Below are 14,188 nucleotides of genomic sequence, written 5' to 3'. Positions count from 1 at the left end.
GTACACATCTGTACTAACAAGTAGAGGCAAATCTAAGTCAGTTTAGACATAACACTTACTTTAAAAAACTTTATTTTACTCTGATATTCTAGCGCTTTTCTGTGGTATTTTGTAGGAGTATAATTCGCAAAACTATCTTCCTTATAGATTAAAGAGTTACACTGCTTTATATGTAACTCTATCCACTCTGCATAATCTTGATGATCAGTTGCAATAAATATTTCCCCTGTGACAAGTATTTTTTTTGCTAATAAATTTAAAAATTCCGTATTAATTAACCGTCTTTTGTTGTGACTTCTTTTTGGCCATGGATCTGGAAAGAGAATAAAGAATTTTTCAACACTGTTGTCAGGAAAATTGGCAATTAATTCTCTTGCATCTTCTGTCCATATTAAAATATTTTTTATGCTGTGTGCTTCTATGCTTTTTAGCAAGGAAGAAACCCCCTTTAAATAAGGCTCACATCCTATAAATAATAGATCAGGTTCATTGGATACTTGATGAAGCATATTTTCGCCATTACCAAAACCTATTTCTACCCGTATTCTTTTTTGTAAGTCTACGATCTTTTTTATAGATTCCTTGCTGTTTTTAATAGAATACTTCCCCAAAACATTCAACTTCAACCTAGATCTTCTGGAAAATGACCTAATCCAATTATTATTCCTAGATAACATATCTTACATAACTTAATCTTTTATAGCTTAAGCAATTCTCGAAATGAATTAATGAGAATTTACTTGTCACTAATTATTAATATTATATAATATATGAGTTCTAATGAAGTTAAAATTAAAAGGTATGGAAAGTACAGTTGCTATCAAGAGGCTATCATCAAATAGGTTCATAGAAGAGATATTTCAAAATCAATTTGATAATCAAGACAATGACTTTTGTGAAGATTCTTTTGCTAACAAAATCAAAGAAGGAGATGTGGTAGAAGGTATAATCACAAGAAGAAATTCTAATGATATTGTGGTTGATGTTGGTTTAAAGTCAGACGGAAGAATTCTGATTAAGGAGCTCAGTTGTAATGATGATATCACTGTTGGCTCGAAAATTAGAGTTTATGTTGAAAGAATTGAAGATTACCATGGTAATGTTGTTCTTAGTCGTGAGAAAGCAATCAGAGACGAAAAATGGAATAAATTGGAAGAAAGCGCAATTACAAAAGATGAAGTAACAGGAATCATTAAACGCTCAATTAAATGCGGTTTTATTGTTGATCTTGGTGATGGAATAAGTGCGTTTTTACCGCTGAGTCATGTGGATTTGAAGCAAATAAAAGATGCTAATCACCTTATTGAAACTGAACAAAAATTCATCGTTCTTAAAATGGATAAGAAGCAGGGGAATATTGTAGTATCAAGAAAGCTGGTATTAGAGAAGTTGCATGCTGGTGAAAAAATTAAGTTTTTAGAATCTTTAAATGAAGGTGATGTAGTAGAAGGCAAAATAAAAAGCATCACTCACTACGGTGCATTTGTTGGCATTCATGAATCAGATACAGTGGGAGTTATAGATGGACTGCTACATATTACGGATATCTCTTGGAGTAATGTAAGTCATCCATCTGCAATTTTTTCTTGTGGTCAGCATATAAAAACTAAAATTATAAAAATAGATAGAGAAAATGGAAAAATCTCCCTGGGTGTAAAACAATTAGGAGACAATCCTTGGCAAGATCTAGAGTCAAAATGTCCAATTAACAGCGTACACAAAGGATGCGTAACGGGTATAAAAGATTGTGGATTCATTGTTGAGATTAAACCTGGGATTGCGGGTTTGGTACACTCATCAGAAATAACTTGGAGCAAGAGTAATTTACCAATTAGTAGTTTTGTAACAATAGGACAAGAAGTGGATGTAAAAATTCTCGGTATTGACATTATTAAAAATAAGATGAGTTTAAGCACAAAAAGGTGCGTAGAGAATCCTTGGCAAGTATTTATTGATAAATATCCTCTTGGTTCTATTGTTTCTGGTAAAGTTAAAAGCAACAATGGTTCACAAATATCTGTGACTTTTGATAATTCTGAGATATCTGAGGACGTAGAAGGAACAATTTATATGCAAAATCTAAGTTGGTCGAAAAACAATTCAGATGAGATAAAAAAGTATAATGCAGGTGATGAAATAGAAGCAAAAGTGATAAGGGCTAACGTAGATCGGACAAGAATTTATCTTGGAGTAAAACAAATAGAGTATGATCCTCTTGAAGAACTGATAGAGAAAGTTAAAGTAGGGGATAAAATTCAGGTTACTGTAAGTAAGAGAGAGGAAAATGGTCTAATCGTTGAAATTGAGAACAATGTAACCCTTTTAGTAGATCAAGAGCATTTACCAGAAAATAAAAAGTTTTCTATATCAGAAAAAATACAAGTTGAAGTAGTAGGTGTTGAAAAATATAATATAATATTATCTGCCAAATAACTTCTTGTGCTTCATATAAATGGCAACGAAATCTGATATAATAGCAAAAGTGGCAAAAAAAAACCTTTTGTTAGATAAGGTTATTATAGCAGCCATAGTTGATAGTTTTTTTCGAGTGTTTTCAAACACGTTAAAATATCATAATAGAGTTGAAATCAGGGGGTTTGGTTCTTTTTCAATTAGAAGCTATAACTTGAAAGAAGCAAGTAATTTGACGTCACAGAAGGTTGCAAAACATCGATACTTTAAAACTTATTTTCGTAGCAGTAAAAAGTTATCCCTCTTGATAAATGAATGAAAATCTATATTGTAAATTTGAAAGTTGTACAATATAGCATCATATGCAAGTAGTAGAAATAGTTATACATAATAACACATATAAAATATCTTGCGAAAGTAAAAAGAAGGACCATTTATTACAACTTGCTAATAGCTTCAACAAGCTAGTTAGCTCCATATCTCAAAGAACTGGAGGTAAGGGCTCAGATGCATTAAATTTCTTACTTGCAGCATTGACTCTCGAAGACAAAATTTTAGAATTAACAAAGCGATTAGACGAAATAAATCAAGAATGCAAAAAGCATAGGGAGGAAAAAAGAGTAGAATATGCTGAAGTATTAGATAGGGTAAACAAGATTATTGGGTGCATAAGTGATTAAAGCAAGCAATCAAATCGACTACCTCACTACTCAAATCAGGGGGGAGAAGTCTCTTACGAGTTATGTAACAATATAATTCGCAATCATCAAGATCAACTATTTTTTCGTATTCAATTAGTTCACTTAAGGAAAATTTATCAAGATATTTCAATGCAAAATGCCCTAAAAGTATATCAGTTTCTTTACAACCCCTATGCCAACTCCTATACATCAGTTTTCTTCTTAATAAGGAGATATCTATCATCGTCATTAAACTTTTTTTTTAATTTAAAGACTAAACTAAATACTTGTCAAGCAAGGCGCATTTTAATATACTCAACGTTTGATTAAGATTTAAAACATAGGTGGAATTAATTTCTCATCAACTTAGCGCTGGAATATATTATTTTTTATCGTTTTCTTTAATAATTTCTATCATAGTATTCGTGCATGAATTTGGGCATTATATTGTCGCTAAAGCATGCAAGGTTAAAGTTGAATCTTTTTCTATAGGCTTTGGTCCTGAAATTTTTGGTTTTAACGACAAGTCTGGAACTAGATGGAAATTAAGTGCCTTTCCATTGGGTGGTTACGTTAAAATGTTAGGGGATACTAATGCAGCAAGCGTTCCTGTTGATCAACAAAAATTAACTGAAGAAGAAAAATTATACTCATTCCATACAAAACCTCGATATCAAAAAGCAGCAATAGTTTTTGCAGGGCCTTTTGCAAACATGATATTTACCGTTATAGTCTTCACAATATTTTTCAGCGTGGCAGGTTATTATCGCACTCCACCAGTAATTGGTAATGTAATTGAAGAAAGTGCAGCAAAGCAAGCTGGCCTATTACCAGGTGACACTATTATACAGATCAATGAGTACAAAATAAAATACTTTGAAGATATTTCACGCGTGATAATGTCCAACCCTGAAACAAGAATAGAAATTAAGTATAGCAGAAATAACGAAGAGTACAGAACTATCCTAACTCCGTTTACAGTTGAGGATAGAGATGTCTTTGGTAACATAATAGAAAGAAAAACTATAGGAATTACCTCAATTAATATGATAGGGTTAAAACAGTCATCTTTTCTTGGAGCTGCTAGCCTATCAGTGAATGAAACCTACCACACTATGTGTTTAACAATCAAAGCACTCTTTCAAATTGTTGTTGGTAAAAGGAGTATAAATGAAATAGGTGGGCCAATAAAAATTGCAAAATATTCAGGGCAATCAGCTAAAAAGGGACTTATTATGGTTCTATATTTTATGGCAATTATTTCAGCCAATTTAGCTGCAATTAACTTACTGCCAATACCACTACTAGATGGTGGGCATTTATTTCATTATATTATAGAAGCAGTTATACGTAGAGATCTGAGTTTGAAATATCAAAAATATGCAGCCACTTTTGGTGCTACCATACTGTTTTTGTTGATGGCAGTTGCAATCACAAATGATATTAGGCATCTTTTTTAAGATACATATGAAAAAGTTATTTCACATACTAATAATAATATTTATTTCTTTTCCCACTCTACTTGTTGCTCTAGAAAATAAGGAAAAAGTACAGATAAAAAATATTAAGTATATTGGCAATGAGCGAGTAAGTGATCAAACAATAAGGTTTTATACAAAATTGGAACCAGGTAATCATATAAATGATGATGATGTAGATTCAGTTATAAAAGATTTATATAAAACAAAGTTATTTGCTAGTATTAACGCCTATATCGATGATGAAAAAAACTTAGTAGTAAAAATTCATGAGAATCCATTGATTAACAAAGTAACATTGAAAGGCAATAAGTTATTTAACAGTAAAGAGTTGCTAAATAACGTTATCCAGTCAAAATCACTAACTATTTTCACTGAAACAAAATTACAAAACGATTTAATAAATCTAGCTACTCTTTATAGGAACAGTGGTAAAATTGGTGTTAAAATTGCATATGAGCTAGATAAGCTTGGTAGCAATAGGATAAACCTAATTTTTAAGATAAAAGAAGGAAGAACGTCTAAAATTAAGGGTTTACGATTTATAGGTAATAAAAACTTTTCAGCAAATGAGTTAGAGCAAGTTATCAAAAGGCATAGCAATGATATATTTAGTAAGTTATTTAGAGCCATTTTTAAAAGCGGAACTCATTATTCACCTCAATATCTACTGATTAACACAGAACTGCTTGATCGCTTCTATTCATCTAAGGGATATATTCAAAATAATATCCAACCAATTGTTGAGGTTGATAATAATAACCAAATAGAGTTAACTTTTTTGATTGATGAAAAGCAGCAATACTTATTTGGAAATAATGAAGTTAATATTGAAACTGAGATTCAGGATTTAAGTTTAAGGGAAGAAATATTAGAATTTATCAAAGAGGAAAATAATCAAATATTTAATAGAGTTAAAATTAACAATACAGCAGAAAAAATAAGTAAACATTTAAGCGAAAAAGGATATATATTTGCAAAAGTTAATCCAGAATATACACAACATAACAATATTGTGGATGTAACTTACAAAGTGCTACCAGGTAAAAAGATTTATATAAACCAAATTACTATTGATGGCAATGACCGCACTTTAGATAAAGTAATTAGAAGAAAACTTAGTATGGCAGAAGGTGACGCATATAACACATCTGAGATCCAAAAATCACGTAGAAAATTGATATATAGTGATTTCTTTGAAACAGTAAAAATAAATAGTTATACAGTGGATGACAATGCAGTGAATCTTGATTTAAATGTTAAAGAAAAAAGAACTGCCTCGTTATCTTTAACAGGTGGTATGTCTCTTCCTGGTGGAGTATTTGTTAAAACCGATTTCACAGATCGTAATTTATTTGGTAGTGGTAAAGAAATATCTTTTGCTCTTGAAAAAAGTCAATATGTTCTTTCTACTAGTATAGACGCTGTTGAAAATAATTTTAACGACTCTGATACTTCACTAGGCATGGGTGTTTTTTATGAAAAACAAGACAAACCAAACACTACTTTCGATACCTGCAACTGGGGAGGAATAGCAAAAGTATCATATAAAATCTCAGAAAATCTAACCAATTCCTTTCAATATTCTTATAAGTATAATCACATACACATGGACAATAAGAGTGGAAAAGATGAGGATATCTCTGAGATAATAAGAGATCAAGAAGGTGAGTATCAGGTTTCATCAGTGGGATATACGTTATCATACAATAAACTGGATAACCTCTATACTCCTAAAGAGGGATATTTATTGCGCTTAAATCAGGATATTTCAGGATTGGGAGGAAATGTAAATTTCCTAAAATCTGAATTCTTATCTTTTTATACACATCCTATATTAAGCAAAATTGATGATGATATAACACTGCGCTTTAAAGTAGCAGCAGGTCATATTTTTTCTTATACCGATGAAGATCTAAACATTGGCCAGCACTTTTTTAAAGGGGGTAATGAGATTAGAGGATTTGATCTTTCCGGCATTGGACCAAGAGCAGAAGACAAAAATAAAAGCTCATTGGGAGGCAAAACTTATTTTAATTTAACACAGCAAGTAGATTTTCCACTATCTAAATTATACGACTATGCTGGTATCAAAGGCTCACTATTTGTTGACTATGCAACACTTTTTGGTTTAGATGAAAAGGAGGGATATAGTGGAGAATATTACGATAGTAAGCTTATAAGAGTATCACCAGGCTTTGGCTTTTCAATGCCCTCTCCTTTTGGTAGAATTAGATTAGATTTTGGGTTTCCTTTAGTAAAGGAAGCTTGTGACATAATACCATCAACAAACGTTAAAATTTCTATTGAAGCGGGGATTTGAATGAAATATATACAGTTATTTACATCAGTTATTGCCTTAATTATTTCCTTATTTGTGGGGTATAAGTTTGTAGGGTATCAACCTCAGAGCACGCTTAATACAAAGGCTGCCATTATTGATAGTGATAAGGTTGTCAATGAATCTCTGGCTCTGCAAAATATACAACAACAAATAAAGGAGCAGAATTCTAGATTACAGAAGGAATTTGAAAATGAGTTAGAAAAATTTAAGCCATCGAAAGAGGAATTTGACCTTTTGTCAGAAGAAGCAAAAAAAGAAAAGACAGAACAATTTAGTAAGCATACTGTAAGTGTTAGGGATAATTACGCTAAGAAAATGTCACATTTAGAAGAAAATTATAGAGAAGCAGTAGAAAGTGTCTTTAACAAGATAAAAGAAGTTGCTAAAAAAACAGCAGAAAAAAACAACATAGATTTGGTACTATTTATTTCAAAAAAGAATCAAGTTTTATACTCTATGGATGAAGTAGATTTATCGGATGTAGTATTAAAAAATGTAAACAAGGAAATACCCGAATTTGCTTTGCAAAACATTGAATAGACTTATGCAATGTAATATCAATGATATTATAAAAATACTACCACATTCTTATCCTTTTCTCTTAGTAGATAGGGTTATAGAATGCGATCCTGGTATGAGTATAAAAGCAATTAAAAACGTGTCTTTCAACGAGCAATTTTTTATTGGTCATTTTCCTGGCCATCCGATAATGCCAGGAGTTTTGATAATTGAATCTTTAGCTCAGGTATCTGCAATATGTGTTCTAGGTAAAAAGGTAATGGAAAATAAAGTTGTTTACTTGAGATCAATTGAAAATGCAAAATTCACAAAGCCAGTTACTCCAGGAGACGTATTGATTCTTCAAGCTAATATTCAAAGTGTGCGTTTAGGTCTACACAAATTTGAGTGTGTTGCATATGTTAAGGAAGAAAAAGTTGCAGAAGCAATAATCTCAGCAGCATTAAAAAATAAATAAAATCTTCATTTGTAAGAAACAGTATGTACGCTGTATAGTATAAAGATGCAACTGAATTTCAAAATCTCATTTTCAAACTTATACACTCGTAGTGAATTAATAAAGTTAGATGAGGCGTTTTTAGATTACATAAAATCGTCAGATGAAAGCTTGTTTTGTTCATTAATTGAAGCAAGAGAAAAAGCAGCTTCTTCTTCGATGTCATCCCAGTGCTTAACACTGGGATCTAGAAAACAAGAAGGATGGATTCCAGCTTGGATGACAGATGATTGTAATAGCCAGTTAATAATAGACCTTTCATATTTACTTGATGAATTCATTGCAAAACTTTTCAACATTGAAAAAGAAATAGAGGAACTAAAGAAAAAACACAACGACTTTGCTGTAATATACAGATGCAAAAGGTTTTTTGTTCAGCGCTATGCATTGAAGAAATACACTGATGTAGTAAATATTGATTATGTAACCAACAGGTTAAATAGTTTCCTTACTTTGCCAACAACAGAAAAAAACTTTTCTGAGCAGGTAATGAATTGGCTTGAAAATAAAGAGGATCACAAAGAAGAAATAGAACTTGCAGCTCAATATGCAGTTTGGAGAGTAAAAAATAAACAGAATATACTATTTAGCATACATAAGAAAATTGATTACGAAAATCTCGTATCATTCTTGAAAAAAGAAGTAGACGAGGTTGAGGTTCTGTATTCAAATGAGGTGAAAAGAAGATATGGTTTTGATCTAACAAGCAAAAAGGTGAGTTTGAATAAAGCGCTAGATAATGCTCACTACTGCATATTTTGTCATAAGCAAAGTAAGGACAGCTGCTCAAAGGGGCTAATCAATGATGACAACACTTTCAAAAAGTCTCCACTTAGAGTTGAGCTGCACGGCTGCCCACTAGAGCAGAAAATATCAGAAATGAATCTGGTAAAAAGCGAAGGATATAGCATAGCAAGTCTTGCAATTGTGATGATAGATAACCCATTATGTGCAGCTACTGGGAATAGAATATGCAATGATTGCATAAACTCATGCATATATCAGAAACAAGAGCCTGTAAATGTGCCAGTGGTTGAAACAAGGATTTTGGACGACGTACTCAATTTGCCGTACGGATTTGAAATATATTCTCTGCTTAGCCGTTGGAATCCTTTAAATTTTCAGCGTCCATTGCCAAAAGAAAATACTGGAAAAAACGTTCTAGTTGTAGGACTTGGTCCTGCGGGTTTTAATTTAGCTCATCATTTATTAAACGATGGGCATAACGTTATCGCCATTGATGGACTAAAGATTGAACCTTTGATCGATAATTTTCAGCTAATTAAAGATTTCAAACACGAAAAATTGAGTGAACGCATGGCAGATGGGTTTGGTGGGGTGGCAGAATATGGCATTACTTCCCGATGGGATAAAAATTACTTAAAGATTATTAGATTACTACTGGAAAGGCGTGAGAATTTCGCACTTTATGGAAGCATTCGTTTTGATGGCACGATTAATGTTGATGATGCCTTCAACTTGGGTTTTGATCACATCGCACTAGCACTTGGCTCTGGCAAGCCACGAATGATCAAAATAAAGAATATGCTGGCTCGCGGAGTGCGCATGGCATCTGATTTTCTGATGTCATTACAACTTACCGGTGCTCTTAAGTTCGACTCCATAGCAAATCTGCAAGTTCGCATGCCGATAGTTGTCATAGGTGCAGGACTCACTGCAATTGATACTGCCACTGAAGCTTTAGCATATTATCCAATTCAAGTAGAAAAATTTCTTCTTCGTTATGAGATATTAGTTGATAAGTATGGAAAGAAATATGTTGAAAAAGATTGGACGGAAGAAGAACATGAAATTGCAAATGAGCTTATATCGCACGCAAAATTGATCCAAGCAGAGCAAGAGTTAGCAAAAAAAGAGAATAGAGAAGCAAAAATATTGGAACTAACTAAGAGCTTCGGGGGAGTGAAAATTATATACAGAAAAGAGCTAAAAGATTCACCGAGCTATCGATTAAATAGCGAAGAGGTGCAAAATGCATTGTCAGAAGGAATCTACTTCATTGAAAACTTAGAGCCTATTGAAATTGTTACAGACAAATATAATCATGCTGAGTTGATAAAACTAATTGATACAAAATCCCACGAAATTAAATGTATCAAAGCACGCTCTATTCTCATAGCAGCAGGCACTGAACCAAACACGGCTATTGCAACAGAAGATAAAAAGCATTTTCAACTAAGTAATGGATATTTTATTCATTTAAACTCATTAGGAAAAGAAATAGATCCAGTATTTTCTCCTAAGATGCAGGATAAAGACAGGATATTGGTATATAAGCAAGACAATAAAACAATTAGCTTTTTTGGTGATCTTCACCCTTCGTATAGCGGCAGCGTCGTGAAAGCTATGGCAAGTGCTAAGAACGGCTACCCTATCATTTCTCAGCTTTTGAATAGAGTTAGCTTCATTTCTCCCACTCCAGCTAGAATCTCGGAGTCATATGCACACTTGTATGAATGTTGTAATGTAAGAGTAACTTTCACCAAAAAAGATGTCATTCCAGTGCCCAGACACTGGGATCCAGAAAACTTAATTTTGAATGAGTACATCAGATGGTTGTATAGTCAGAACTGGATTCCAGTGTCAGCTACTTGCATAACACCACCTACTATGCGAATTACCTACAAATTGCAGCATTTGTACACTAAAGCGTCACGCGCTGGAATAATATCAGAACACCTGGCTAACGAAAAATTTTTTAATAGAATCAAAGAGCAATTCACCGCAAAGATTATAAAAATTCAATATTTAACTGACAAAGTTGTGGAAATAGTGATCAAAGCACCACTTGCGGCAAAAAATTTTAAACCCGGACAATTCTTTAGGTTGCAAAATTTTGCAATCAATAGCAGAAAAGTCAATAATACAACCCTTGCTATGGAAGGTATAGCTGTAACCGGCACTGAAGTAGACAAAAAAAAAGGAATTATTTCCACTATTGTGCTTGAAACTGGCGGCTCCACTAATTTGTGCAGAGGCTTAAGAGAAGGAGAGGAAATAATCTTTATGGGTCCAACTGGTAAACCCACTTCGCACTAATTATATCATAATATATATTATTTATTAATAAATCTATACTATAGTATTTTCTAAAATGAATGATAAATTTCCATTATGGTATTACCAACCAAAAGTTGTAAGTCTGTACATTTATACATTATACCAAATTCCATTACTAATCGAACAAATAAGAAACATTACAAACTCGTTTAATAGTAGCACTGGAAATACTGACAGTAAAATTACACAGAACATCTTCAAACGCTAATTCTGGATTAAGGAAGGAAGAAAGTATAGGAAATGGAAGGCTTTTTGGATTTCAAGGAATAGGAAATAAGAGTAGAAAAGATGTGAACCAAGAAATTAACGGGAGATTTATGGCGAGTATGTTCAATTTCAAGTCTATTTTTGAGGTAGCCAAAAATCGTCTCAATGATCGACCTTTTTCTCAGCAAAATCTTTTCATGTAGTGAAATGAATGCGTTTTTCATCCCCTTTTTCACCTTGGTAACAAGTTTCAAACCGCGGTTAAACAACTCTTGGAAAAGCTCTTTTTTAATATAGCCTTTATCACCAAACAAAAGACCGGTTAATTTCTTAGTTAGGTTTGCTACAGGCTCTCTATCGTCAACATTACCTCTTGTAAGCGTAAAAGCTTGAATTTCACCTTTCTCGTTAATTATCAAATGTAGTTTAAAGCCGAAAAACCAGCCATATGTACTCTTGCTTAATTTTGCAATTCCAGCAAAAACCTTATTTCTTGATATTCTTTTTGCATGGCAAACTGCAATAGGAGTTGTATCTATGTATGAGATTCCAGTAAGTTCTGACCATCCGCAAAGGCACTGTAATAGCATGGCTAAATGCCACAAAACCCTGGGCTTTAGAGCAACAAACCTAGTGTATGAAGGCAACTTCGAAAACTCTGTTTGTAGAGCAATGTTAGGTAATGCAGGTAGAAAGCCTTAAAATTTTCACAGGGAGATTGCTGATACAGGAGGATTATTGTGATAATTTCCGAATGTGTAATTTCTGGCACTCTTGTGGGTTTTTACCGTTTGGCAGTAGTTTATCTGCAAAATTTTTCTCTATATCTCTGCAAAAATCATCGACCAGACAAAACAGTTTTGTTATATCTTCCATGGGTAACCTCATCTATTTTTTTCTATTTGTTGAGTTTACCCTACTCTCCTGACTTTTCTATTCTCTTTTTAATCCAGAATTAGCGTTTCAAGTAAGCCTATGGTATCGTAGACTCTGTTGCGTAAAGTATTGTGTTTGATATATTGCCACAACCTCTCAACAGGATTCAGTTCTGGTGAATAAGGAGGCAAGTATATAATGGTAATGTTTTTCTGAATTTTCAAACTTTTTGATCTATGCCAGCCTGCACAATCCATTACAAGAAAGGCTTTTTTCGTGCCTAAATCTTTCGACATCTGCTCCAAAAATATATTCATACAATCAGTGTTTACATATGGAGCAAGTAGGCTAATTTTCTTACCACTTCTTGGATTTACCGCACTGTAGATATAGAAATTTTGTCTACCAATTTTCATTTAACCTGCGTTCTGACCCCTTTTTTAAACCATCCGTGTCCGATTTTTGAATGAGTTCCAAATCGTGATTCATCAAAAAAATACCTCCTTTTCAGGGTGGGAATTGACTATTTTATTGAAGTATTTTTTAAACTCTTCTTGCTTGTTTTTATCTTGTTTATGGTGAATTGGCCTCGGTGTTATATAAGAAAACTTCATCCTTTGTATCTCACGATGCACTGTTGATTTGCTAATGTTTAGGCCAAATTCCTCTGAGATTTTTATTTGCACTTCCTTAATAGTAATATTTGGATTTCTTTCTACCCATATTTCAATTTGCTCACGTTGATTTTTGTTTAATTTGCTTTTTCTTCGCCGCTGAGAAGGGGAAAATAATTTTTCTACTCTACCAAATTTTAGATGCTTTATCCATTCAGTCAAAGCAGTCCTTGAAATTTTACATATTCTTGCCACAGCGCTTATACTACTTTCTTTTCCTGCTATCACCGCTTGTAACTTTTTTGAAACATATGCGTTATTTCTGACCTTTTTTAACATTTCTTTCGCCAAATTTACAACTTTTTCGTCTAACAGTTTTGACCTTAATGCCATTTATACCTCTCTATTTTATCTACTCTAGTATCACTTCTTTCCCATTATTGTCTATCTGTTCTTTACATAGTGGGAATTGGTATAACAACTGCTTTTCGTGATTATCCTTTAAACCTTCTGCCAATGTTTTCTTGAGATCATTTTCAAAATTTGTATTCTTTTTTTCTAGTGCACTTAACTTAGCTTCACTTTGCTTAAATTTTTCCTGTAGTTCCTCATTTATTCTATTTGTTGACTGAATCTCACTTTCTTTATCGTTCAATTGATTAGTTAAATCTGTTATCCTAGCATTTTTATCTTTTTGACTTTGTTCTAGTACGGTTACTTTTTGTGCTAATCGCTCTATGTCTTTATCCTTTTCAGCTAACTCTTTTTCCTTTCTTTTCAATTCATCTTTAAGTCTTGTGACTTCTTTTTCCACAATTTGCTTTTCTTCACTTAGTGTTCTTATTCCTGTATCACCTTCCTTTTCTATATTGTGATTAAGTTCTTCTGATTTTTTGAGTTTCTCTGTAAGTGACTTAATATAAGCATCTTGTTCCTTGATTTTTTGATCTCTTTCAAATATTGCTTGCTGTTGTTCATTAATTTCCTTTTTCAAGGAGTTACGTTCTGACTTTAGATCCTCAAGCTGCTTTGCCTGCTTTGCAAAATATTGAGCAAACGTTTCTTTTTCTTCTTTTAACTCCTCAATTCCGTCTATAATTTCATCCACTCCATTTTCTGATCCTTCTTGTTCGTACTCTTTCTCGTCATCAGACATGCTATTCTCAAGCATTTCATCTTCTTCGTCACTAAATTCACTAACGCCAGAGAAAGAACTTCTGCGTGAAGAAGGTGTATTAAGAGAAGAATATCCACTGCTACTTGGTGTAGCTGACTGTGGTGAATCTTTTGTAAATGTTTCCTCTGCTGGTGTTTGCTGCTCGTTCACACTTTTGTCCATGTCAGTAAAAGCTTGATGTAGAGTTTTTCCGTTGATAAAAACTTCTTTATTCTGCTCAACTAATTTTAATACCTCTTTTGGGTCAGTTATTTCTCCAAATTTTGGTTCATCAATCACTCTTTTTATGCCCTTATACCAATTC

10 protein-coding genes and 3 pseudogenes are annotated in these 14,188 nt (G+C 32.9%); 8 read left to right on the top strand and 5 right to left on the bottom strand.

Going from position 1 to position 14,188, the window contains the following annotated elements:
• Positions 1-32: 32 nt before the first annotated feature.
• Positions 33-677, bottom strand: a complete 645-nt coding sequence (gene trmB, locus O1Q06_RS08445) for a tRNA (guanosine(46)-N7)-methyltransferase TrmB (protein WP_410542659.1) — start codon at positions 675-677, stop codon at positions 33-35.
• A 103-nt stretch (positions 678-780) separates the two neighbouring features.
• Here trmB and O1Q06_RS08440 point away from each other — a divergent pair, with 103 nt between their 5' ends.
• From O1Q06_RS08440 to O1Q06_RS08430, 3 genes are read left to right on the top strand one after another with little or no spacing between them, the layout of a single operon-like run.
• Positions 781-2,433, top strand: a complete 1,653-nt coding sequence (locus tag O1Q06_RS08440; protein ID WP_410542658.1) for a 30S ribosomal protein S1 — start codon at positions 781-783, stop codon at positions 2,431-2,433.
• 19 nt (positions 2,434-2,452) lie between these two features.
• Positions 2,453-2,731 (top strand): HU family DNA-binding protein, encoded by a 279-nt coding sequence (locus O1Q06_RS08435; protein WP_410542657.1) that lies wholly within the window; start codon positions 2,453-2,455, stop codon positions 2,729-2,731.
• A gap of 43 nt (positions 2,732-2,774) precedes the next feature.
• Positions 2,775-3,092, top strand: a complete 318-nt coding sequence (locus tag O1Q06_RS08430; protein ID WP_410542656.1) for a cell division protein ZapA — start codon at positions 2,775-2,777, stop codon at positions 3,090-3,092.
• Here O1Q06_RS08430 and O1Q06_RS08425 read toward each other — a convergent pair.
• Positions 3,070-3,336 carry a succinate dehydrogenase assembly factor 2 gene (locus O1Q06_RS08425; protein WP_410543179.1) on the bottom strand — a complete coding sequence of 89 codons (267 nt, stop codon included), beginning with the start codon at positions 3,334-3,336 and terminating at the stop codon, positions 3,070-3,072. The genes O1Q06_RS08430 and O1Q06_RS08425 overlap by 23 nt on opposite strands.
• A 100-nt stretch (positions 3,337-3,436) precedes the next feature.
• Here O1Q06_RS08425 and rseP point away from each other — a divergent pair, with 100 nt between their 5' ends.
• The 5 genes from rseP to O1Q06_RS08400 are packed head-to-tail and all read left to right on the top strand — an operon-like array spanning position 3,437 to position 10,989.
• Positions 3,437-4,552, top strand: a complete 1,116-nt coding sequence (gene rseP / locus O1Q06_RS08420; RefSeq protein WP_410542655.1) for an RIP metalloprotease RseP — start codon at positions 3,437-3,439, stop codon at positions 4,550-4,552.
• A gap of 7 nt (positions 4,553-4,559) precedes the next feature.
• Positions 4,560-6,893, top strand: coding sequence for an outer membrane protein assembly factor BamA (bamA, locus tag O1Q06_RS08415; protein WP_410542654.1), 2,334 nt, complete (start codon positions 4,560-4,562; stop codon positions 6,891-6,893).
• Complete coding sequence (locus O1Q06_RS08410; RefSeq protein WP_410542653.1) at positions 6,894-7,454, top strand: OmpH family outer membrane protein; 561 nt, start codon at positions 6,894-6,896, stop codon at positions 7,452-7,454.
• Between the two features lie 4 nt (positions 7,455-7,458).
• The gene (fabZ, locus tag O1Q06_RS08405) at positions 7,459-7,890 is read left to right on the top strand and encodes a 3-hydroxyacyl-ACP dehydratase FabZ (protein WP_410543178.1); all 432 of its coding nucleotides are present in this window, start codon (positions 7,459-7,461) and stop codon (positions 7,888-7,890) included.
• 45 nt (positions 7,891-7,935) lie between these two features.
• Entirely contained in the window at positions 7,936-10,989 is a 3,054-nt protein-coding gene (locus O1Q06_RS08400) for a WPE palindromic element domain-containing protein (RefSeq protein ID WP_410542652.1), read from the top strand.
• Positions 10,990-11,225: 236 nt separating this feature from the next.
• Here O1Q06_RS08400 and O1Q06_RS08395 read toward each other — a convergent pair.
• From O1Q06_RS08395 to O1Q06_RS08385, 3 pseudogenes are all read right to left on the bottom strand, one after another.
• A pseudogene (locus tag O1Q06_RS08395) lies at positions 11,226-12,093 on the bottom strand (IS982 family transposase).
• Between the two features lie 77 nt (positions 12,094-12,170).
• A pseudogene (locus tag O1Q06_RS08390) lies at positions 12,171-13,100 on the bottom strand (IS630-like element ISWpi10 family transposase); the annotation flags it as partial.
• Between the two features lie 19 nt (positions 13,101-13,119).
• Positions 13,120-14,178 (bottom strand): annotated as a pseudogene (locus O1Q06_RS08385) (hypothetical protein); the annotation flags it as partial.
• Positions 14,179-14,188: the final 10 nt, after the last annotated feature.

The organism is Wolbachia endosymbiont of Tetranychus urticae, from assembly GCF_046529255.1.
GTDB lineage: Bacteria > Pseudomonadota > Alphaproteobacteria > Rickettsiales > Anaplasmataceae > Wolbachia.
This window is presented reverse-complemented; position numbering and strand designations above follow the sequence as displayed.

Bases quoted from the DNA above. Each gene is read 5' to 3' on its own strand.
- O1Q06_RS08430 (WP_410542656.1), top strand. From the start codon at position 2,775: ATGCAAGTAGTAGAAATAGTTATACATAATAACACATATAAAATATCT.
- trmB (WP_410542659.1), bottom strand. From the start codon at position 677: ATGTTATCTAGGAATAATAATTGGATTAGGTCATTTTCCAGAAGATCT.
- fabZ (WP_410543178.1), top strand. From the start codon at position 7,459: ATGCAATGTAATATCAATGATATTATAAAAATACTACCACATTCTTAT.
- O1Q06_RS08440 (WP_410542658.1), top strand. From the start codon at position 781: ATGAAGTTAAAATTAAAAGGTATGGAAAGTACAGTTGCTATCAAGAGG.
- O1Q06_RS08435 (WP_410542657.1), top strand. From the start codon at position 2,453: ATGGCAACGAAATCTGATATAATAGCAAAAGTGGCAAAAAAAAACCTT.
- bamA (WP_410542654.1), top strand. From the start codon at position 4,560: ATGAAAAAGTTATTTCACATACTAATAATAATATTTATTTCTTTTCCC.
- O1Q06_RS08425 (WP_410543179.1), bottom strand. From the start codon at position 3,336: ATGATAGATATCTCCTTATTAAGAAGAAAACTGATGTATAGGAGTTGG.
- O1Q06_RS08400 (WP_410542652.1), top strand. From the start codon at position 7,936: ATGCAACTGAATTTCAAAATCTCATTTTCAAACTTATACACTCGTAGT.
- O1Q06_RS08410 (WP_410542653.1), top strand. From the start codon at position 6,894: ATGAAATATATACAGTTATTTACATCAGTTATTGCCTTAATTATTTCC.